Raw genomic sequence first — 19,597 nt, 5'->3', positions numbered from 1 at the left:
CCTCATGGGAAACATACAGTTCCCCCTAACCTGGGGTAAACTGGCTGATGGTAATTTTGGGATGCCGGTCTGGCGATCGGCATCCCATTTAGGTTAATCCCTAGATAGGGGAGTGGTATGGGTAAGTACATCGTTAAACGTGTGCTTCAGTTCATCCCGGTATTTTTGGGCGTTACGCTGATTCTGTTCGCCCTCCAGAATATCGTGCCGGGAGATCCGATCAAGCTGATCGGTGGAGACAAGGCTCTGTCCCCCGAGGTGGAGCTTCAGCTTCGCGTCCGCTATCACCTGGTCCAATCGGACGAGGACGGCAACGCGATCCTTGACGAGAACGGCGACCCCGTTCAAACGTCGCTCGTGGACCGTTACTTGTATTACATGAACGGCCTGCTTCATGGCGATCTGGGTAATTCCTATCAGCGCAAGCTGCCGGTTACGGAAATCTTTGCCCAGAAGTATCCGTATACGGTCAAACTTGCCGCATGCGCCATCGTACTCGAGGCAATCATGGGTATCGGTGCGGGTATCATTTCGGCGGTAAAGCGTTATTCCTTCTGGGATATTTTGGTAACGCTCACCACGTCGATCCTCGTTGCCGTCCCGGCCTTCTGGCTCGGTATGTTGCTGCAGCTGTTCTTTGGCGTCATTCTCAAGGACGCCACGGGTGGTGCATTCTCCATGCCGATCTCGGGTGCCGGTGGTTCCAGTTCTCAGTATCAGGATTGGATGCACTATGTGCTTCCGACCATTACGCTGGCTTCGGTTTCGACCGCTTATGCCGCCCGCATTATGCGCTCGCAGCTGCTTGACGTCATGAGCCAGGATTACATCCGTACGGCAAAGGCCAAGGGTCTCTCCAATCGCGCGATCATCATCAAGCATGCGCTTAAGAATGCACTCATCCCCGTCGTTACCTATATTGGTGTCGACTTTGGTGCCATGCTTTCGGGCGCCATCCTGACCGAGACGGTTTTTAACTGGCCCGGTATCGGCTATGAGGTCTATCGCGCCATTAGCATGCGTGACTGGCCCATCGTTATGGGCGGCGTTACGCTCATCGTCGTCGTCGTCATGGTGATCAACCTGCTCGTCGACATTAGCTATGCATTCCTCGACCCGCGCATCCGCCTTGGCGGTCCGTCGGATAAGGCCTAAGGGAGGTACGTCTCATGCAGGAAACTGATTCTCAGTCTCAGGAGCAGGCTACCGCCACCATGGCCGCATCTGCTCCCGCCAAGTCTCGCACGCTGTGGGGCGACGCTTTTAAGCGTCTTCGTAAGAACAAGCTCGCCGTTATCGGTGTCTGCTGGATCATTATCGTCGTTGTGGTTGCCTTGACCGCAGATCTGTGGGCTAAGCCCTGGCTCGGTTCGCCGACGGCTTCCGATTCGACCACCATGGCCGAGACGTCGCTGCTGGCTCCGTGTGCAGAGCACCCGTTTGGCACCGACTCCCTTGGCCGTGACATTCTCGTCCGCGTTATCTACGGTGCACGCGTTTCGCTGTCCGTCGGCATTATGGCCACTGCGATCTCCACGGTGATTGGTCTGGTCATGGGCGCTCTGGCCGGTTTCTACGGCGGCATCTGGGATACGATCATCATGCGCTGTGCGGACATCTTCCTTGCGTTCCCGTACGTGCTGTTCGTTGTCGCCATGATCGCCGTTATCGGCCGTGGTCTTCAGAACGTCTTTATCGCCATCGGTATTCTTGGCTGGCCTTCGATTGCGCGCGTCTTCCGATCCGCGATCTTGACGGTCAAGGAAAACGACTATGTTGACGCTGCGCGCGCGATGGGTGCATCTGATGCTCGTATCGTCGTGCGTCACATCTTCCCGAACTCCGTTGCCTCCATCGTGGTCTACGCGACTATGAACATTGGTGGCGCCATTCTGACCGAGTCCGCTCTGTCCTTCCTCGGCATGGGCGTTATTCCGCCTACGCCTTCGTGGGGCTCCATGATTCAGGACGGCCAGCAGTATCTTCTGACTGCTCCCTGGATGATGATCATGCCCGGTCTGGCAATTCTCTCGACGGTGCTCGCCTTCACCCTGCTGGGTGACGGTCTGCGCGACGCCCTCGACGTCAAGATGAAGGACGCATAAGGATGAAGAAGAACAAGAACTATGTGGACCTGAAGGACCAGCCGGTTCCCGAGGGCCAGCATCTGCTCGAGGTTGATGACCTTAAGATGTATTTCCACACCGAGGATGGCGTCGTTCGCGCTGTCGATGGTGTGTCCTACACGCTCGATCGTGGCGAGACCCTGGGTGTCGTCGGTGAGTCCGGCTCCGGTAAGTCCGTGACCGCCATGACCATCATGGGTCTTATCTCGATGCCTCCGGGAAAGATTGAGGGCGGTGACGTTCGCTATCGCGGTCGTTCTATCCTCGAGATGACCGAGGAAGAGATGCAGCACATTCGTGGCAACGATATCGCGATGATCTTCCAGGATCCTATGACTTCCTTGAACCCGGTCTATAAGATCGGCAAGCAGGTGGGTGAGGGCCTTCGTCTGCACCGTGGCTACTCCAAGCAGGAGGCGCTCAAGCGCGCCACCGAGCTTTTGGACCTCGTTGGCATTCCCGAGCCCGAGAAACGCGTCAATGAGTATCCGCACCAGTTTTCTGGTGGTATGCGTCAGCGCGTCATGATTGCCATGGCCCTTGCCTGCGATCCCGATATTCTGATTGCCGACGAGCCCACGACTGCCCTGGACGTTACCATTCAGGCTCAGATTATTGAGCTTATGCAGGAAATGCAGGAGAAGAACGGCAACGCCATCATCATGATTACCCATGACCTGGGTGTTGTCGCCGATATGGCCGACAAGATCATGGTTATGTACGCCGGCCGTCCCGTCGAGTTCGGTACTGCTGAGGAAATCTTCTACGAGAGCCGTCACCCCTATACCTGGGGCCTGATTCGCTCCATCCCGGAGCAGGCCATCGATGAGAAGAAGCCGCTTACGCCGATTCACGGCAACCCGCCTTCGCTCATGAACCTGCCCGAGGGTTGCGTGTTCTCGCCTCGTTGCCCCTATGCGACCGATAAGTGCCGCAAGCAGCGCCCCGAGCGTTTTGTCACCGAGTCCGGCCACTATTCTGCGTGCCATTATTCCGGTGACCCCGAGTTCCTCAAGAACGCCCCTGAGACGTCCCGCACGCGTAAGGATTCCAAGAAGGGAGGCGAGGCGTAAATGGCAGACAATAACGAGCGCACTCCGCTACTGAAGGTCGAGCACCTCTCTAAGGAGTTCCCCGCAGAGTCCGGCATGTTCGCCAAGCGTTTTTCCAAGCGCGTCGTCTCTGCTGTAAACGACATCTCTTTTGAGATTTATCCTGGTGAGACCTTTGGTCTGGTTGGTGAGTCTGGTTGCGGTAAGTCCACTACGGGTCGCACCATCATGCGCCTGACCAAGCCGACCGCCGGTAAGGTGTTCTTCCAGGGTAAAGATGTTGCCGAAATGAGCAAGCATGAGATCAAGGATATGCGTCGCGAGATGCAGTTTATCTTCCAGGATCCTTATGCCTCGCTGAATCCTCGCATGACCATCGGCGAGATCGTCTCCGAACCCATGACCATTCACGGCGTGGGAACCAAGGAGGAGCGCATTGAGCGCGTCCGCGAGCTTCTCGACGTTGTCGGACTGAACCCCGAGCACATCAACCGCTATCCTCATGAGTTCTCGGGTGGCCAGCGTCAGCGTGTCGGCATTGCCCGCGCTTTTGCGCTGAAGCCCAAGCTGATTATCTGTGACGAACCGGTATCCGCTCTGGATGTATCCATTCAGGCCCAGGTTCTGAACCTGCTTAAGGAACTGCAGGACAAGTTTGGTACGGCGTATCTGTTTATCGCCCACGACCTGTCCGTCGTTCAGCACATCTCCGATCGCGTTGCCGTTATGTATCTGGGTAAGGTGGTCGAGGTTTCTGACTGGAAGACGCTCTATAGCGAGCCTCACCACCCGTATACGCAGTCGCTGCTGTCTGCCGTGCCGGTTCCCGATCCGGATATCCAAAAGTCCCGTAAGCGCATCATCCTTGCAGGCGATCCGCCGTCACCGCTGGATCCGCCGACTGGCTGCCGTTTCCACACGCGCTGCCCGATCGCGCAGGGCATCTGCTCCGAGAAGCTTCCCGAGTTTAGGGAAGTTGCTCCGGGCCACTGCTGCGCCTGCCACTTCGCCGAGCCGTTCCCGATCAAGGAATCGCATATCGACCTGTAGTCGGTTGTTTTAGTCCGGGCCTGCCCTGGTGTTGCTTTTCAGAACGTCCTCGGACATGTCGGAAGCCCCGCTGCGCGCTACGCGCTGCGGGGCTTCCTCCGTCCTGCGGAATGTTCTGAAAAGCAACACCAGGGCAGGCCCTGCGGCAACTCGGCAGGTGGAATGCGGTTCCCTGATCGCTCACTTAATCTAATGGGAAAGATAGCGAGGCCGGAGCTTTAGCTCCGGCCTCCCCATAAAAGGGCTCGGCAAAGCCGAGCCACCAAATTTATATCAGCCCCAGAACATGTTTGAGAACTGTGCATGAAGCATGTGCCCCTAGGGCAGGAATGAGGTTGCCTTCCAACGCATTCCGCAGGGGGCGGCATTATTTTGTAGCGCGAAGCGCAGATCAAAATAATGCCGCATGCCCGAGGACGCGTTGGAAGGCAACCTCATTCCTGCCCGAACAGGTCAGTCTACCTGCGCATTTTCAAATTCGTAAACTTTTTTGAAAAAAGTGCTTGCACAGTTCTCGAATCATAGGTTATTATCTTCCTCGTTGAAAGCGCGGGTCCAACAAAACGAACTGCGAATCAACAATATAGCATGTCGGAGTGGCGGAATTGGCAGACGCGCTAGCTTGAGGTGCTAGTGACCGCTTTTTGGTCATGCGGGTTCAAGTCCCGCCTCCGACACCATCGCATTTGAGAAGCCTCTTCGGAGGCTTTTTTGTTACCGATAGACGGTGAGGTTCACGATGGAAACGCTTGAGCGCAATGAGTGGGTTGACGTTGCCCAATTGGTCGATATTACGAGCGATGCTGTCATTATCTGCGAGCTCGACGGAACCATTTTGCATGTAAACAATCGCTTGCTCGACTTGATCTGCGAGGAACGTTCCGATGTGATCAACGGGGACGTTAAAGATCTCTTGTACTCGTCAGCATTTGAACGCGCGACAGAACATCGTCTTCCTTTTGAGACCAATGGTACCGAGAGCGAGTTGATGCTTAAGCTAAGTGACGGCTCCTTTATTCCCGTCCTAGTTTGTGCCGGCTCGGTTACGCCGCCTCGTATCTTTGGCCGCCGTGCGCCGCGTGTTCTCGTGGCGCTCCATAGTATCGAAGAACAGTATTCGCATGACCGTCAGCTCAAGCGTGCGCTTTCGGAGCTCAGAGTGGCGAATAAGCGCCTCTCGGGCACGTTGTCGGTCATTATGAGCACGATGGGCTCCGATGAGCTGCCTAGTTTGTTGGATACCGTTTTGAACCAGCTTGTAGGAACCCTCGATGCCTCGGGTGCTGCCATCTATTTTTCTGAGAGCGGCGGTTTTAAGCTTCGCGGTGTTTCCAAGGAGCTGTATGACAGCTACCTGCCCGAGTTTATGCCGTATGGTGCGGGTATCCCGACGTATGTGCTCCGTGAGTCTCGTGCCTGCCGCCTGTCGATTCAGCAGGACCTCGAGGGCGATAGGATTGCCTCGGGTATGTTCATGGACCTGGACAATCGTTCTAAGCACCTGCTACGCATGCAAGATATGCCTCCATACCGCAGCGAGATATGTCTTCCCGTGTTTTATGGCACTCAGGTGCTCGGTGTGTTGGAGGTCGGTTGGAAACGTCCGCAGGCGCCGCTTGCCTATGATGTCAACGTGCTCGAGGTCATTTGCGATTATCTCTCCATCCAACTAGTCGGCATGGCATCGAGTCTACGTTCACGTCGCACGGCAGAGCTTGGCCGTTCTCTCAACATGCTGCGCGATGAGTTGTTTGCCTATCTCGATGATCCTATTGCCGCCTCGCGTGCGGTATCGACCGAAATCTGCGCTGTGCTCAGTTGTCATTTCTGCCCCGTGGAGTATGATGCGGGCCTCGAAACCTATGTCATCGATTTTGAAGGCGGCAGTCGTGTGGCATTGCCGGGCGATCCGGAGTCACTCTTCTTTTCTGTCACGACGCCGGCGGCGCGCCTGGGGGCAATTTCCGATGGATTTGAGACATCGGTGCTGGGCGGGACGAGCGTCGACGACCTCAAGCACGTGCGCCTTACACGCGTGGACGAATCCACGACTATGGGCGCATGGTTGAGAGCCCACGGCCTGCCGTGTCAGGGACTTTATGTCGACTCCGGTATCGAGGCGGGGCGCTGCCACTCGGAGGCGGATGGTACGCGAAGCAACGATGCAATCGTGCCCGCTGATATCGCCAAGGGACCGACGAGGCGCGTTTTGCTGCTCCGTGATGGCAGCCAGGAGCCAATCGACGACCTTGAATACGACTACATGGTGCATTTGGCACACGACTTTGAGCTGATCTATGAGGGCGAGTCTCAAAAGCGTGAAGAGCGTCATATCGCTCAGACGCTTCAGATTGGCATGAGAAATTCGCTAGGCGACGTTCCGGGCATCGCAACCGATTCGGTATACCTGTCGGCAACGAATTCGGCGTTGGTCGGTGGTGACTTCTATACGCTTGTCCGTCTTCCCGACGATTGCGCCGTTATGATATTGGGCGATGTCTCCGGCAAAGGAATTGAGGCGGCGTCGATGTCGGCGCTCGTCAAGACGGCGTTGACGGCTTATGCCTGGGAGGGTGCGGGACCCGCTCGCATGGCCCGCTCGCTCAATAGCATGCTCATGGGCTTTTCGAGGGTCGAGACGTTTGTGACGGCGTTTATCGCCAAGATTGATCTTAAAGCGGGCCGCGCTACCTATTGCTCTGCGGGACATCCTCCCGCTATGGTCATTAGGCCGTCGTCGACGCCGCATGGCGGAGGAGAGACCTGCGGGGGAGAAGTGGAGCTCCTTGGGTGCCAATCGGGCGTGATCGGTGCCTTTGAGAGCATGGTGTACGAGACGGGCGTGTTTACGTTCGATCCTGGTGACATGCTGTTTATGTATACCGACGGAACGATCGAAGCGCGCGACCGCTCGGGTGCTTTCTTTGGCGAGCAACGCCTGCGCGACCTTCTACTCTCTGTTTCGGGTGAGGGCGTATCGGGCATCTGCGGTAAGGTCTTGGGCGAGCTTGACCGCTTTACCGACTCGGCGCTGGACGATGACATTGCATTGGTGTCCCTTGAGTTTTTACGGGGCCGATCGTAGGTCGCGACGTTGGGCATACAGAATCCTAACGGTTGCAGAAAAGTGTGCATCGAGCGAGCTCTTTTGGGGAACCATGGTCGCATGAATGAGTGGAATGACATAGCGGTTTTGACGCCACCGGGCGATATCGATATCGCCTCGGTGCCCGAGCTGCGCCGACGGTTGGATAATTTAATCGACCGGGGCGTGCGCCGTGTTGTCATCAATTGCCAGACCGTGGCTTTTATCGACTCGACGGGTTTGGCGTTTTTGCTTACGCGTGCCAGAGAGCTTATGAGACGAGAAGGGCTGCTTTCGCTTGTTAACGCCTCCGATGAGGTCGTTCGCTTTTTGGAGATTGCCCGACTTGTCGACATCCTTCATGTTGCGGGTGCGGTGCGGGAGTCGATTCCCGCCATTCCGGTGGGGGAGTTGCCGCGATGGAGCAAGAGCGTCAAGGTGCAGCGAGGCATCGAGAATCTCCCGTATTATCGGCACCGTGTGGCCGAGATTCTCGAATCACTTCCCCTGAGGCGTGATGAGCGCTATGACGTCGCATTAGCGTTGGGGGAGGCATTGGGTAACGCATATGACCATGCGGGCGGTGTTGGCTGCATCTTGACGATTCAGGCCTATGGGGACCGTGTTGTGCTTGAGGTGCTTGATCGAGGCGCTGGCTATTCTATCGATGGGGTGAGCGAACCGATGGCATCCGAGGAACGCGGACGCGGTATCAAGCTTATGCGCATGCTCGTCGATAATGTGGAGGTTGCCCGTCGCACGGATGGTGCCGGCACACGCGTTCGGATGGTGAAGCTGTTTAGCTCGGCATTGGAATCGTGCGCTTAGCGCCTTGGGTTGACATGATTTTCCTGCGTGAACTTGCTTTGGGCAACTTTTTTGAAAAAAGTACTTGCGTCTTTTGGATAACTCGCGTAAATTAATAACCCGCAAGCGGACATGGCTCAGTTGGTAGAGCACAACCTTGCCAAGGTTGGGGTCGCGGGTTCGAGCCCCGTTGTCCGCTCCATTGCATTTCCGGACCGTTCTTAACGGTCCTTTTTCGGCGAAGTGGCCAAGTGGTAAGGCAGAGGCCTGCAAAGCCTTTACCCCCGGTTCGAATCCGGGCTTCGCCTCCAGGCAACATCCGGGCGCTCCGGCGCCCGTTTTGTTTTACATATGCGGACATGGCTCAGTTGGTAGAGCACAACCTTGCCAAGGTTGGGGTCGCGGGTTCGAGCCCCGTTGTCCGCTCCAAGTACAACAGCCCGACTACCACGGTAGCCGGGCTTTTTCGTACCCATTGCAGAGGCCCGAACCCGAGAGGGAGCGAGCGTTAAGCAAACGCGGAGCGTTTGTAGCGAGCTGGCGAGGTCGCCGGCAGGCGGCCGAAGCCGATGCGGATCCGCGAAGCGGATACGCGGATGCCCCGTTGTCCGCTCCAAGCACAACAGCCCGACTACCACGGTAGCCGGGCTTTTTCGTACCCATTGCAGAGGCTCGAACCCGAGAGGGAGCGAGCGTCTTGGGGCGTGGCCGTGGCGTTGTTTGCCGCGAATATCAGCTTTGGGCGTATCATCGTGGGCATTACCCAGCAGATGGACTATCTTGAGCGGCTGGGCATCGAGGCCATCTGGTTGAGCCCGTTTTACCCATCGCCTCTTGTCGATGGTGGCTATGATGTGGCGGATTACTGCGATGTCGACCCACGTCTCGGCTCGCTTGACGACTTCGATGACATGGTCGCTGCGGCTCACACGCGCGGCATCAAGGTCATCGTCGACATCGTGCCCAATCATTCATCCAACCAGCACCCCTGGTTCAAAGCCGCTCTTGCCGCCGGCCCCGGATCGCCCGAGCGCGCCCGTTATATCTTCCGCGATGGTCGCGGCGAACATGGCGAGCTGCCTCCCACCAATTGGAATGCCAACTTTGGCGGCCCCGCCTGGACGCGTGTTGCGGACGGTCAGTGGTAGCTGCATATGTTTACGCCCGAGCGGCCGGACTTTGTCTGGTCACGCCCCGAGGTTCATGCGTTCTTTTGCGACGTCCTGACGTTTTGGAGCGATCGAGGCGTTGATGGCTTTCGCATTGATGTGGCGCACGGTCTCGCCAAGGACCTCGACCGCGATGACCTCGACCGGTGGCATCTCGCCGAGGGCGATGACATGGTTGACGACGGCACCAGTCCGCTGTGAGACCGCAACGAGGTCCACGAGATCTATCGCGCGTGGCGACGCGCTATGCCCTGCCGCAAATCAAGGCGACGCGCTACCACCAGATTGCGCTCGACTGGCTCTTGCGCGACGGGTCGTCTTATGACGAGGACCGTGAACTCGGCGAGCGCCGCGCGCGGGCGGCCCTTTTGCTTGAGCTGGCGCTTCCGGGCTCGGCATACGTGTATCAGGGTGAGGAGCTCGGCCTTTTTGAGGTGGCTGATGTCTTCGTGAGGTTCGCGAGGGCGTCGCAAAACTTTTCAAAAAAAGTTCTTGCATAGGATGCGGGTATCACGTAAGATTAATCCCCGTAAGCGGACATGGCTCAGTTGGTAGAGCACAACCTTGCCAAGGTTGGAGTCGCGGGTTCGAGCCCCGTTGTCCGCTCCATTTGGGCGTTTAGCTCAGGGGGAGAGCGCTTCCCTGACACGGAAGAGGTCACAAGTTCAAATCTTGTAACGCCCACCAAATGTTCGCAGTCCAGAGGCTTTGCTTCTGGACTGTTTTGTTATAAATACACATAATATGCCGTCAAATTATCGACCTCGGTCGCCTTTTCACGTTGCATTTGCTGCCCAGCATAATTTGTCGTTATTGGCCTCTTGGTCTCGTGGGAGATGATTATTTTGATCATAACCGTGCACGTCGCCCGCGTTTCCATGGTTGACCCCCGTGCAATCTTTTATGGTGATCGGTTTTGGCGAGATTGCCTTCCAGGGAGGATTCGGAACGATTGAAGGCCGTGCGTTCTTCGCGCGCTGGGCGGGCCTTGTCACAAAGGGGTGGGCTTTTGTGGTTATCGCCGGCGTGCTGCTCGATCCCTTTACAGCGGCTCTCGGCCGCATGATAGCTCGCGAAGAGAACTAATAGCTCCTCGCCTATCGAATGCCGGCGGACGGGGTGCCGGGGCTGTAGTCTTCCGAGCGTTTGCAGCCCCGTCGCTCCGTCCGCCGGCATTCGACCGCAACATGTTGGTCAAGCATAATCTTTTGGATTCTTTTCGCGTGAGCGGCTTGGTTTTGGTAGGATTTGTCGGCGGCTTGACTAGGGGGTTTTATAACTGCCTTGCAGGTAGCCGCGTTGGTAACGTTTTACCGACTTGCCAAGAAACCCTCATAATTAATGTGTCTGTAAAATGACCAATTGCTTTGACCTGCTGAAACACTATATGTTGTGTTTAACCTAAAAAAAGAATACAGGATATAGAGGCGTCTTTGTCGTATGATAGATGTCGGACAGAGAACGAAGACCTTGTTCGTCCCATTTGGACACGCCTTTGAGCCGCTTGATCGGCCGCGAGGATTGTCCGCATGAGGACCTATGGTTTATCGAGAACACAGATTGCGCGACGGCGCCGCAAGACAGGGACAAGCCCTGCCAGGCATCGTTTGGCTCTGAAGCGCAATGGGATTACGACGCGAAAGAGGCAAGAGGATGAAGATCATCAAGCGCAGCGGCACCGAGGTTGCCTTTGACATCGATAAGATCGTCAATGCGATTCGCGCCGCCAACTTGGAGGTCGAGGAGGGCTCTCGTCTTACCGACCGCCAGGTGATCTACGCGGCGCAAAACGTCGCCGAGGCATGTGAGAAGGCCGGCCATACCGTATCGGTCGAGGAGATCCAGGATCTGGTCGAGGACGAGATCATGCGTCTCGACTGCTACGAGGTCGCTCGCCGCTACATCATCTATCGTTATGTTCAGAGCCTGAAGCGCCAAAAGAACACGACCGACGACAAGATCCTGTCGCTGATCGAGTGCAATAACGAAGAGGTTAAGCAGGAGAACTCCAATAAGAATCCGACCGTCAATTCCGTTCAGCGCGACTATATGGCCGGCGAGATTTCCAAGGACCTGACCCAACGCGTGCTGCTGCCCCAGGAGATCGTGGATGCCCATAATGAGGGCCTGATCCATTTCCACGATTCGGATTACTTTGCCCAGCACATGCACAACTGCGATCTGGTGAACCTGGAGGACATGCTCCAGAACGGCACCGTTATCTCGGGCACGCTGATCGAGAAGCCGCACAGCTTCTCGACCGCCTGCAACATCGCGACGCAGATTATCGCCCAGGTTGCTTCCTCCCAGTACGGCGGTCAGTCTATTTCGCTGACCCATCTCGCCCCGTTCGTTGAGGTGAGCCGTCAAAAGATTCGCGGCGAGGTCGCTCGCGAGCTTGAGGAGCTCGGTGTTTCGGCATCTGCCGAGAAGGTTCGCGAGGTCGTTGAGGAACGCCTGCGCGATGAGATTCGTCGCGGCGTCCAGACGATTCAGTATCAGGTCGTGACCCTTATGACCACGAATGGCCAGGCGCCGTTCGTGACGGTCTTTATGTATCTCAATGAGGCCCGTACGCCCCAGGAGAAGCACGACCTTGCCATGATTGTGGAGGAGACGCTTCGTCAACGCTATGAGGGCGTTAAGAACGAAGCCGGCGTGTGGATCACCCCGGCGTTTCCCAAGCTCATCTACGTGCTCGAGGACGATAACATCCGCGAGGATTCGCCGTACTTCTATCTGACCAAGCTCGCCGCCAAGTGCACCGCCAAGCGCATGGTGCCCGACTACATCTCCGAGAAGAAGATGCGCGAGCTCAAACTGTCTAAGGGCGAGACCGCCGGCAACGGCGATTGCTATACCTGCATGGGTTGCCGCAGTTTCCTGACGCCCGACCGTTCGGGCAACGGCTTTAACAATGTCGCCAACGCTCTGAACTATGACCCGACCAAGCCTAAGTACTATGGTCGCTTTAACCAGGGTGTTGTGACCATCAACCTGCCCGATGTTGCGCTGAGCTCGCATCAGGACATGGACAAGTTCTGGAAGATCTTCGATGAGCGCCTTGAGCTGTGCCACCGCGCCCTGCTGTGCCGTCATGAGCGCCTGATGGGCACGCTTTCGGATGCTGCGCCGATTCTTTGGCAGTACGGTGCCTTGGCGCGCCTTAAGAAGGGCGAGACGATCGACAAGCTGCTCGTGGGCGGTTATTCCACCATTAGCCTGGGTTACGCCGGTCTGTATGAGTGCGTCAAGTACATGACGGGCCACAGCCACACCGAGAAGGAGGGCACGCCGTTTGCCATGGCCGTCATGCAGCACATGAACGACAAGTGCGCCGAGTGGAAGGCCGAAAGCGATATCGACTTCTCGCTGTACGGCACCCCGCTTGAGTCGACGACCTACAAGTTCGCCAAGTGCCTGCAGCGCCGTTTCGGCATTATCCCGGGCGTGACGGACAAGGGCTACATTACTAACAGCTATCACGTCCACGTGTCCGAGGAGATCGATGCCTTCGACAAGCTTAAGTTTGAGGGTATGTTCCAGCAGCTTTCGCCGGGCGGTGCTATCTCCTACGTTGAGGTTCCCAACATGCAGGACAACCTCAAGGCGGTCATTCGCGTAATGCAGTACATCTACGACAACATCATGTACGCCGAGCTCAACACCAAGAGCGATTACTGCCAGGTGTGCGGCTATGACGGCGAGATTCGCATTGTCGAGGACGATGGCAAACTGGTGTGGGAGTGCCCCAATTGCGGCAATCGTGACCAGGAGAAGATGAATGTCGCCCGTCGCACGTGCGGCTACATCGGTACCCAGTTCTGGAACCAGGGTCGAACCGAGGAGATCCGCGATCGCGTGCTGCATCTCTAATAACCATCCCAGGCTGCCCCGTAGCGAGGCCCCGGACCTTTACTCGCTATTTCGGACAGCCCTGGCTCACGACGGAGGCGCCACTGGCGCCTCCTGTTCGTGCGGAACTCATATCGAGCAAAGGTCCGGGGCCTCGCTACGGGGCAGCCAAGTTGATGTAGCTGAGATGCAGTATGCGGTCTGCTCACTCCTCGAAGTTCTTGGCGGAAATAATTCGAGCTGCAGCTGCGATTTACTTGCGATGGCGGTTGAGCCGCAACCCAGTTTTTATTGGACCTCGAACCCCATACTCGATGTTCGCTTTGTTCACCGAGTGTCGCTCGCGAGGGATCTGGAGCATATCGTCCCGCCCGCAGTTTCGCAGGCCGAAGGCCGAGAATGTTTGAGGACGGGATGATATGCTCCAGACCCCCAGGAAGGTTACCTATGAACTACGCGAACATTAAGTATTTCGACATTGCTGATGGAGAAGGCGTTCGTACTTCTCTGTTTGTGAGTGGGTGCCGTCGTGGGTGCAAGAATTGTTTTAACTCCGTCGCGTGGGACTTTGCCGCGGGTGAACCGTTCGATCGTGCCGTCGAGGACAAAATCATCGAGAGTCTTGATCATCCCTTTATTGATGGCCTGACGATTCTGGGCGGGGAGCCTATGGAACCCGAGAACCAGGCGGGGCTCGTTGATTTTATCGAACGCGTGCGTGCGACCTACCCTGTGGAGTCTGGGAAGACCATTTGGTGCTTTACCGGTGACGTGCTCGAGGAACTAATGCCGGGTGGCCGTCACCATACCGACGTGACGGACCGTATCCTTGCTTGCCTCGACATGCTGGTGGACGGTCCGTTCGTTCAAGATCTGTACGATATCTCGTTGCGCTTTAGGGGCTCGAGTAATCAGCGTGTGATCGACATGAACGCCTCGCGCGCTCGTGCTGCGCGCGAGGGCGTTGCGCTTTGCGACGCTGTGGAGCTTTGGCGGGACGATCCGGTCTATTCGACCCATACTATGTAGCTGGAAGAGGTTGCGTGCCAGCGTGGTACCATAGCGCGAACGCGAAATCGAAAAAAGTGAGGCCCAGATGGTCGATCAGGAAAAAGTCGAGACTGCTATTAAGCTGCTGCTTGAAGGTATAGGCGAGGACCCAACTCGTGAGGGCCTACTGGAGACCCCGGCACGCGTCGCCCGTATGTATGGCGAGATTGCCGGCGGTATGGGCCGGAGTGCCGAGGAGCACCTGTCCAAAACCTTTGCCGTCGCTTCGAACGATTTGGTTATCGAGCGCGACATTACGTTTTACTCGCTGTGCGAGCACCATCTGCTGCCGTTTTATGGCAAGGCTGCGATCGGCTATATCCCTAACGGTCGCGTGGCGGGTCTGTCTAAGCTTGCTCGCACGGTTGAGGTCTATGCCCGTCGTCTGCAGCTGCAGGAGCAGCTGTGCGCGCAGGTTGCCGATGCCCTCATGGAATATCTTGCTCCCCAAGGGGCGATCGTGCTGATGGAAGCCGAGCATATGTGCATGACCATGCGCGGCGTGCAAAAGCCCGGTACCAAGACCGTAACGCTTGCTCGTCGCGGTGTCTTTGAGACCGATCCCGCGCTCGAGGAGCGATTCTTTAGGATGCTGGGCCGCTAACCATGAGAGTCGTCAACGACTTTACATCGAAGACCGATGAGGGGACGCCGCGCCGCGGTTTTATGGCTTCGGGCCTGACTCCCTTTGGCGCCATGCCTCGCATTGATTACATTTGTGCCAACGGGCTGTTCCGGCGGCACCTGGGCAACATTGCACAGTTGGAATCGGGGCGCATCTTTTGCCGCCACGGTATTGACCATCTGCTGGATGTCGCGCGCATTATGTGGATTAAGAATCTTGAGGAACAGCTCGAATTTGACCGCGAGGTCATCTACGCCGCGGCACTTCTTCACGATATCGGCAAAGATGAACAGTATGAATCGGGTATATCCCATGATGTTGCAAGCGAGCGCGTCGCTGATGCGATTCTTGGCGGCATGCCCGATGACGTGGCATTTGATCCGGCCGATGCCGCGGCCATTAAGACGGCCATTTTAGGCCATAGAAAGCTGCGCGTGAACAGCCAACCGCTTGAGCGTCTGCTCTATGCAGCTGACAAAGCGTCGCGCGCCTGCTTTGCATGCCCCGCGCGCAATGCCTGCAACTGGAGCGATGATAAAAAGAACCTGTCGATTCGCGTGTAGTTGGTTTGCGCGGTCGGGGTTCTAAACGAAGGAGACGATCGCGATGGGTAACAAGAAACTGCCCGAGAATGCAACCAAGACTGAAGGCGCCGAGCTCGCCCGCCGTGGAAGGGGCGAAATATCCACCGCAACGGCGGTGCCCCACGTGAGTTATGACGATCTGCGCCATGCCGATCGCATCACCGTTGAAGGTCTTGAGGTCTTTGCCAACCACGGCGTGTATCCCGAGGAGAACGCCCTGGGTCAGAAGTTCATCGTGTCCTTGGTGCTCTATGCCGACCTGCGTGCAGCAGGGGAGCACGATAACCTGGATGCCTCGATTGATTACGGCTCGGTGTGCCACGATGTCGATGGCTATCTGCGCGAGCATACGTTTAAGCTCATCGAGGCCGCAGCCGAGGGCGTGGCCCAGATGCTGCTACGTCGTTACCCTCTGCTGCTCGGCGTGCGTGTTAAGCTCGATAAGCCTTGGGCACCCGTCGGTCTTCCCCTGGCAAGCTGCGGTGTCGAGATCGAGCGCGTGCGCTAACCGGTTCTAATACGTCTCTATGGGTGGCTGCTTGAGCCGCTGCGACAGAGCTCTATTGTTGGGGCAGTACGTGTCGAGCAGGGCGTGAAACCGCTGATTGTGGCTTGGCTCGAGCAAGTGGACGAGCTCGTGGGCGACAACCATGTCAAGGCACTCGACGGGGTAGGCGGCAAGCTCGCGTGCGATGCGAATGGCACCGGTTTTGGGCGTACACGAGCCCCAGCGCGTTTTCATGCTGCGCACGGAAGCGCGGGAAGCGACGACACCCATTGCGATTTCGTATGTGCGCACCATATCGCGCAGCGCCGTGGTGACCTCGGATGTATAGAGCTGGTCGATGCGGGCTTGGAGCTCATCGGGCGTTAGGCCGTCGAGGGCCGTGCGCTGCTTTGCCTGCGCGCGCCCACTTGGCTCGTCGGTACCCATAAAACTTGCGAAGGTGGCCTGTTTGGGTCGCGGTGCGGGTGATGCAAAGTTGTGATCGAGCGCATCTTGTACCGTGATGGGCTTGCCCCAAAGCGCAATGATGGACGAGGGGCTGAGCGGCTCTTGCGCCGTCGCCTGACGTTGCTCGCGCTGGGCAAGTCGGCTGATAATCCAGGCGCTGTTGCGCTTCACAAATGCTTCGATACGCTCGCGGGTGGCACCGAGCGGCGCACTGGCGTGGACCTCACCGCTCGATGTGACGCGTAGGTTGAAGTTCTTGACACGCTTTTTGGTAACGACGACGGGGATGGGCATCCCATCCGGTCGGGATACGGAAATCGTAAACTGCTGCGTCAAAAGCGGTCCTTCAGATTGGGGACGGGCCGGCATGTCGACCGTTCGGCATGCCGGCCCGCTCAAGGGATGTGAAATTAATAACGCTCAAAGAAGGCAAGCGCGTTGTCGCTGCAGAGCTTTTGCATCACGGTCTTGCCAAAATGCTTGGAGAGCATGTTCTGGAACTCGGGCATCTTGCTGGCATCGGAGAGGAAAACGGGCACCGTGGCGCCGTCCCAGTCGCCGCCGAGCGCGATGACGTCCTCGCCGCCCAGGTCGAGCCAGTGCTCGATATGTGCCGCTAGCTGATCGAAGGTGACGTCTGCGGCGGTCTTGTCGGTTGCGTCGTTGGAAAGGAACTCGCTGCAGTAGTTGAGGCCGACGATGCCACCCATGTCGCGAATGGTGCGGAACTGGTCGTCGGTAAGGTTGCGTTTGGCGCCGCAAACCGCACGGGAGTTGGAGTGGCTGGCGACGAAGGGACGCGTGGCGCGGGCGGCGACCTCGTCAAAGCACTCATCGTTGAGATGGGAGACGTCAAGCACCATGCCGGCGTGCTCCATCTGCGTAAGTGCCTCGATGCCGGCGGCGGTGAGGCCGGCGTGGGTATCGTGTCCGCTCGCGAGCGGCCCCTGCGCGTTCCAGCTGAGTGATGACATGAGTACGCCCAAGCTCTTGAGCACCTCGATCAGTGCGGGGTCCTCGGCAAAGAACGTGGCGTTTTCGATGGTGTGGATGCAGGCGACCTTGCCGTCCTTGAGCGCGGGGCGAATGTCCGCGGCGCTGCGCACGTTGACCATGCGGTCGTGGTTGAGCATGGCCTGGCCGCTCATATGCGCCATGATCTGCGCCTGGAAGCGCGCGGCGTGGGCGGTGGGAATCTCGTCGGGGATAAACGTGGCGAAGCACTGTGCCCACGGCGTGTTGCCGATCTTTGCGAGCGAGATGGCGCAGGCATTGCCCTCGATGAGGTCGAAATCTTGCGGATGCGTCTCGTCGCCGGGGAAATAACCGTCGGTGCCGGCGGTAAAGCGCAGGTCGAGATCGAGCGTGGCCCAGCCGATGCGGTCGGCGGTGTCGCAGTGCAAGTCAAATACGGGATATGCCATGGTTCCTCCGGTTGCAGCGTTTCTTTGCAAACTGTCTTCGAATTGTATGACTAGGGTATAGTTAGCGCCATACGTTCATGGCGGCCCGCGTTGTGTGCCGCCCTTATCACGGAGGTTTCCATGTCCAACCAGGGCAAGAAGGTCAAGACTCATTATCGCGGCACGCTCGACGATGGCACGCAGTTCGATAGCTCCTACGATCGCGGCGAGCCGCTGGAGTTCACCTGCGGTGCCGGTCAGATGATCAAGGGCTTCGATGCCGCTGTTGTCGACATGCAGGTGGGCGAGAAGAAGTCCGTGCACATTCCTGCTGCCGATGCCTACGGCGAGCACAATCCCGAGATGGTTATCACCTTCCCGGCCGAGCAGGTTCCCAACATCGAGCAGATCGAGAAGGGCATGAAGCTCTTCCTGTCCACGCCGAGCGGCATGCCTGTCCCTGCCGTTGTCATCGATGTGACGCCCGAGGCCGTGACGCTCGATGCTAACCACGAACTGGCCGGCAAGGATCTCAACTTTGATATCGAGCTCGTCGAGGTCGAGGGTTAGAGTATGCCTGAACGCCTGGTTTCGACGACATGCTTGGGAAATCTCAACGATCCGTCCTATGAACTCCTGCTTCGTCGGGAGCTGGGTGGCATCTTTGAAGTTGACGAGCTGCTGCTCGATTGGGACCAGGCTGATGTATGCGCGTTTGCGGGCGTGACGGAGCTGGGGCGCACGGTCGATGTTCGGCTGGATACTGCCGACGGCAGTCGTCTTGCCGACGGCGACGTGCTCGCCATCGACCGTTCGGGCATGGTGCCCGTGGCGGTTGTCGTGCGCCTGCGCAGCGCCGAGGTTTATTTGGTCGAAGTCGACCGCATGGATCCGATTGCGCTCGCGCATGCGTGCTGGGAGATCGGCAATATGCACGCGCCGCTTTTCCGAGGCGATTCGGACGAGCATACCGTGCGCATGTATACGCCGGTGCAGCCTGTTTTGGGCCGCATGCTCCGGGGCGTCGAGGGCGTTATGCTCTCGGTGGTTAGCCGTGAACTCGATACGGACCGGCGTTTTGCGTCGAGTGCGGCGTATGCCGTTGTGAGCATGGCTCCCGACTTTACGATCGTAAAAAAGGCGCGCGGTTAACGTGCGTATGAGCAAGACGGAATTTGAGAGGCAGCTATTCAAAGTCCGTCTTGCTGTTGATGAGGTGCTGTGGGGGAAAGCATATGGGTCTTGAGGGAATCAAGCTGATTGCATGCGATTTGGACGGCACGTTGCTGCATCCGGGGGAGTGCGAGCCGCGTTCCGAGGCCTTTGAGCTCATCGATGAGCTGCATCGTCGTGGCATCGTGTTTATGCCGGCGAGCGGCCGTCAATATGCGAGCTTGCGCTATCTGTTTGCCCCGGTGGCCGATGAGCTCGCCTATGTATGCGAAAACGGAGCCCTCGTGATGAGCGAGGGGCGTGCCGTTGTCAGGCGTTCCATGGAGCGTAACCTTGCTATGGATATCGCGAATGCCGTGGTTGCGTATCCCCATGCCGACGTGACCCTTTCCTGCGAGGGACACCTCTACACCATAAGCGGCAACGATGCATTCGTCGACCATTTGCGCTACGAGGTCCATTGCGATGTGGCGGTGGTCGACCGCCCCGAGGACATCGACGAGGACGTCATTAAGATCGCGTTTCAAACGCCCGAGACAGAGCAGCCGGCGGGATCGCGTCGAAAATGTTGGTGTAAGGGTGACACCCTAGCGCTCGTTTAACGAAGAACGGCCTTCGTCCTAGAATCTGAAATCACCACAACAACAGGTTCTAGGAAAGGAC

At 57.5% G+C, this 19,597-nt stretch carries 18 protein-coding genes, 6 tRNA genes and 1 pseudogene; 23 read left to right on the top strand and 2 right to left on the bottom strand.

All coding sequences use genetic code 11. The features are described 5' to 3' along the window. Window positions 1-117 precede the first annotated feature (117 nt). From ACTQ1S_RS06960 to folB, 20 genes and pseudogenes are all read left to right on the top strand, one after another. On the top strand, window positions 118-1,155 hold the full coding sequence (locus ACTQ1S_RS06960) for an ABC transporter permease (protein WP_304212150.1): 1,038 nt from the start codon (window positions 118-120) through the stop codon (window positions 1,153-1,155). A 59-nt stretch (window positions 1,156-1,214) separates the two neighbouring features. Next, on the top strand, window positions 1,215-2,105 hold the full coding sequence (locus ACTQ1S_RS06955; RefSeq protein WP_370450642.1) for an ABC transporter permease: 891 nt from the start codon (window positions 1,215-1,217) through the stop codon (window positions 2,103-2,105). A gap of 2 nt (window positions 2,106-2,107) precedes the next feature. Beyond that, window positions 2,108-3,199 (top strand): ABC transporter ATP-binding protein, encoded by a 1,092-nt coding sequence (locus tag ACTQ1S_RS06950; protein WP_154517437.1) that lies wholly within the window; start codon window positions 2,108-2,110, stop codon window positions 3,197-3,199. Next, complete coding sequence (locus ACTQ1S_RS06945; protein ID WP_154517434.1) at window positions 3,200-4,228, top strand: ABC transporter ATP-binding protein; 1,029 nt, start codon at window positions 3,200-3,202, stop codon at window positions 4,226-4,228. It abuts the gene before it with no gap. 590 nt (window positions 4,229-4,818) lie between these two features. Then, window positions 4,819-4,908: transfer RNA gene (locus tag ACTQ1S_RS06940), tRNA-Leu, on the top strand. Between the two features lie 59 nt (window positions 4,909-4,967). After that, window positions 4,968-7,313 (top strand): SpoIIE family protein phosphatase, encoded by a 2,346-nt coding sequence (locus ACTQ1S_RS06935; protein ID WP_441547366.1) that lies wholly within the window; start codon window positions 4,968-4,970, stop codon window positions 7,311-7,313. Between the two features lie 81 nt (window positions 7,314-7,394). Continuing rightward, window positions 7,395-8,141, top strand: coding sequence for an anti-sigma factor antagonist (locus tag ACTQ1S_RS06930; protein WP_441547365.1), 747 nt, complete (start codon window positions 7,395-7,397; stop codon window positions 8,139-8,141). Window positions 8,142-8,246: 105 nt separating this feature from the next. Beyond that, window positions 8,247-8,322: transfer RNA gene (locus ACTQ1S_RS06925), tRNA-Gly, on the top strand. 35 nt (window positions 8,323-8,357) lie between these two features. Continuing rightward, window positions 8,358-8,431 (top strand) — tRNA-Cys (locus tag ACTQ1S_RS06920). Between the two features lie 42 nt (window positions 8,432-8,473). Beyond that, window positions 8,474-8,549 (top strand) — tRNA-Gly (locus ACTQ1S_RS06915). 140 nt (window positions 8,550-8,689) lie between these two features. Then, window positions 8,690-9,490: pseudogene (locus tag ACTQ1S_RS06910) on the top strand (alpha-amylase family glycosyl hydrolase). A gap of 32 nt (window positions 9,491-9,522) precedes the next feature. Continuing rightward, on the top strand, window positions 9,523-9,789 hold the full coding sequence (locus ACTQ1S_RS06905; protein WP_427727887.1) for a hypothetical protein: 267 nt from the start codon (window positions 9,523-9,525) through the stop codon (window positions 9,787-9,789). Window positions 9,790-9,822: 33 nt separating this feature from the next. Further along, window positions 9,823-9,898, top strand: a tRNA-Gly gene (locus ACTQ1S_RS06900). A 3-nt stretch (window positions 9,899-9,901) separates the two neighbouring features. Beyond that, window positions 9,902-9,976 (top strand) — tRNA-Val (locus ACTQ1S_RS06895). Between the two features lie 204 nt (window positions 9,977-10,180). Then, a complete protein-coding gene (locus tag ACTQ1S_RS06890) occupies window positions 10,181-10,375 on the top strand; it encodes a hypothetical protein (protein WP_441547364.1) in 195 nt (64 codons plus the stop codon). Window positions 10,376-10,942: 567 nt separating this feature from the next. Beyond that, window positions 10,943-13,165 (top strand): anaerobic ribonucleoside-triphosphate reductase, encoded by a 2,223-nt coding sequence (gene nrdD / locus ACTQ1S_RS06885; RefSeq protein WP_427718616.1) that lies wholly within the window; start codon window positions 10,943-10,945, stop codon window positions 13,163-13,165. A 426-nt stretch (window positions 13,166-13,591) separates the two neighbouring features. Further along, on the top strand, window positions 13,592-14,173 hold the full coding sequence (gene nrdG / locus ACTQ1S_RS06880) for an anaerobic ribonucleoside-triphosphate reductase activating protein (RefSeq protein ID WP_441015851.1): 582 nt from the start codon (window positions 13,592-13,594) through the stop codon (window positions 14,171-14,173). A gap of 67 nt (window positions 14,174-14,240) precedes the next feature. Continuing rightward, entirely contained in the window at window positions 14,241-14,798 is a 558-nt protein-coding gene (gene folE, locus ACTQ1S_RS06875) for a GTP cyclohydrolase I FolE (RefSeq protein ID WP_427718613.1), read from the top strand. A gap of 2 nt (window positions 14,799-14,800) precedes the next feature. Next, entirely contained in the window at window positions 14,801-15,382 is a 582-nt protein-coding gene (locus ACTQ1S_RS06870; RefSeq protein WP_441547363.1) for an HD domain-containing protein, read from the top strand. Window positions 15,383-15,425: 43 nt separating this feature from the next. Then, window positions 15,426-15,911, top strand: a complete 486-nt coding sequence (gene folB / locus ACTQ1S_RS06865; protein ID WP_441048575.1) for a dihydroneopterin aldolase — start codon at window positions 15,426-15,428, stop codon at window positions 15,909-15,911. A gap of 6 nt (window positions 15,912-15,917) precedes the next feature. On the opposite strand, the gene ACTQ1S_RS06860 is transcribed toward folB, so the two are convergent. After that, the gene (locus ACTQ1S_RS06860) at window positions 15,918-16,694 is read right to left on the bottom strand and encodes a M48 family metallopeptidase (RefSeq protein WP_441547362.1); all 777 of its coding nucleotides are present in this window, start codon (window positions 16,692-16,694) and stop codon (window positions 15,918-15,920) included. 74 nt (window positions 16,695-16,768) lie between these two features. After that, window positions 16,769-17,782 (bottom strand): dipeptidase, encoded by a 1,014-nt coding sequence (locus ACTQ1S_RS06855; RefSeq protein ID WP_441547361.1) that lies wholly within the window; start codon window positions 17,780-17,782, stop codon window positions 16,769-16,771. A gap of 120 nt (window positions 17,783-17,902) precedes the next feature. On the opposite strand from ACTQ1S_RS06855, the gene ACTQ1S_RS06850 reads away from it, so the two are divergent. The 3 genes from ACTQ1S_RS06850 (at window position 17,903) to ACTQ1S_RS06840 (ending at window position 19,536) form a co-directional block, all read left to right on the top strand. Further along, window positions 17,903-18,331, top strand: a complete 429-nt coding sequence (locus tag ACTQ1S_RS06850; RefSeq protein WP_427727768.1) for an FKBP-type peptidyl-prolyl cis-trans isomerase — start codon at window positions 17,903-17,905, stop codon at window positions 18,329-18,331. A 3-nt stretch (window positions 18,332-18,334) separates the two neighbouring features. After that, window positions 18,335-18,913 (top strand): urease accessory protein UreE, encoded by a 579-nt coding sequence (locus ACTQ1S_RS06845; protein ID WP_441547360.1) that lies wholly within the window; start codon window positions 18,335-18,337, stop codon window positions 18,911-18,913. Window positions 18,914-18,996: 83 nt separating this feature from the next. Next, on the top strand, window positions 18,997-19,536 hold the full coding sequence (locus ACTQ1S_RS06840) for an HAD-IIB family hydrolase (RefSeq protein WP_441547359.1): 540 nt from the start codon (window positions 18,997-18,999) through the stop codon (window positions 19,534-19,536). Window positions 19,537-19,597: the final 61 nt, after the last annotated feature.

The organism is Collinsella sp. LCP21S3_D3, assembly GCF_052118305.1.
Lineage (GTDB): Bacteria > Actinomycetota > Coriobacteriia > Coriobacteriales > Coriobacteriaceae > Collinsella.
Note: the sequence above shows the minus strand (reverse complement) of the source record. Positions and strands in the feature narration are given on the sequence as shown.

What these genes read in the sequence shown, in the direction of transcription:
- ACTQ1S_RS06960 (WP_304212150.1), top strand. Translation starts at nt 118, where the DNA reads ATGGGTAAGTACATCGTTAAACGTGTGCTTCAGTTCATCCCGGTATTT.
- ACTQ1S_RS06955 (WP_370450642.1), top strand. Translation starts at nt 1,215, where the DNA reads ATGGCCGCATCTGCTCCCGCCAAGTCTCGCACGCTGTGGGGCGACGCT.
- ACTQ1S_RS06950 (WP_154517437.1), top strand. Translation starts at nt 2,108, where the DNA reads ATGAAGAAGAACAAGAACTATGTGGACCTGAAGGACCAGCCGGTTCCC.
- ACTQ1S_RS06945 (WP_154517434.1), top strand. Translation starts at nt 3,200, where the DNA reads ATGGCAGACAATAACGAGCGCACTCCGCTACTGAAGGTCGAGCACCTC.
- ACTQ1S_RS06935 (WP_441547366.1), top strand. Translation starts at nt 4,968, where the DNA reads ATGGAAACGCTTGAGCGCAATGAGTGGGTTGACGTTGCCCAATTGGTC.
- ACTQ1S_RS06930 (WP_441547365.1), top strand. Translation starts at nt 7,395, where the DNA reads ATGAATGAGTGGAATGACATAGCGGTTTTGACGCCACCGGGCGATATC.
- nrdD (WP_427718616.1), top strand. Translation starts at nt 10,943, where the DNA reads ATGAAGATCATCAAGCGCAGCGGCACCGAGGTTGCCTTTGACATCGAT.
- nrdG (WP_441015851.1), top strand. Translation starts at nt 13,592, where the DNA reads ATGAACTACGCGAACATTAAGTATTTCGACATTGCTGATGGAGAAGGC.
- folE (WP_427718613.1), top strand. Translation starts at nt 14,241, where the DNA reads ATGGTCGATCAGGAAAAAGTCGAGACTGCTATTAAGCTGCTGCTTGAA.
- ACTQ1S_RS06870 (WP_441547363.1), top strand. Translation starts at nt 14,801, where the DNA reads ATGAGAGTCGTCAACGACTTTACATCGAAGACCGATGAGGGGACGCCG.
- folB (WP_441048575.1), top strand. Translation starts at nt 15,426, where the DNA reads ATGGGTAACAAGAAACTGCCCGAGAATGCAACCAAGACTGAAGGCGCC.
- ACTQ1S_RS06855 (WP_441547361.1), bottom strand. Translation starts at nt 17,782, where the DNA reads ATGGCATATCCCGTATTTGACTTGCACTGCGACACCGCCGACCGCATC.
- ACTQ1S_RS06850 (WP_427727768.1), top strand. Translation starts at nt 17,903, where the DNA reads ATGTCCAACCAGGGCAAGAAGGTCAAGACTCATTATCGCGGCACGCTC.
- ACTQ1S_RS06845 (WP_441547360.1), top strand. Translation starts at nt 18,335, where the DNA reads ATGCCTGAACGCCTGGTTTCGACGACATGCTTGGGAAATCTCAACGAT.
- ACTQ1S_RS06840 (WP_441547359.1), top strand. Translation starts at nt 18,997, where the DNA reads ATGGGTCTTGAGGGAATCAAGCTGATTGCATGCGATTTGGACGGCACG.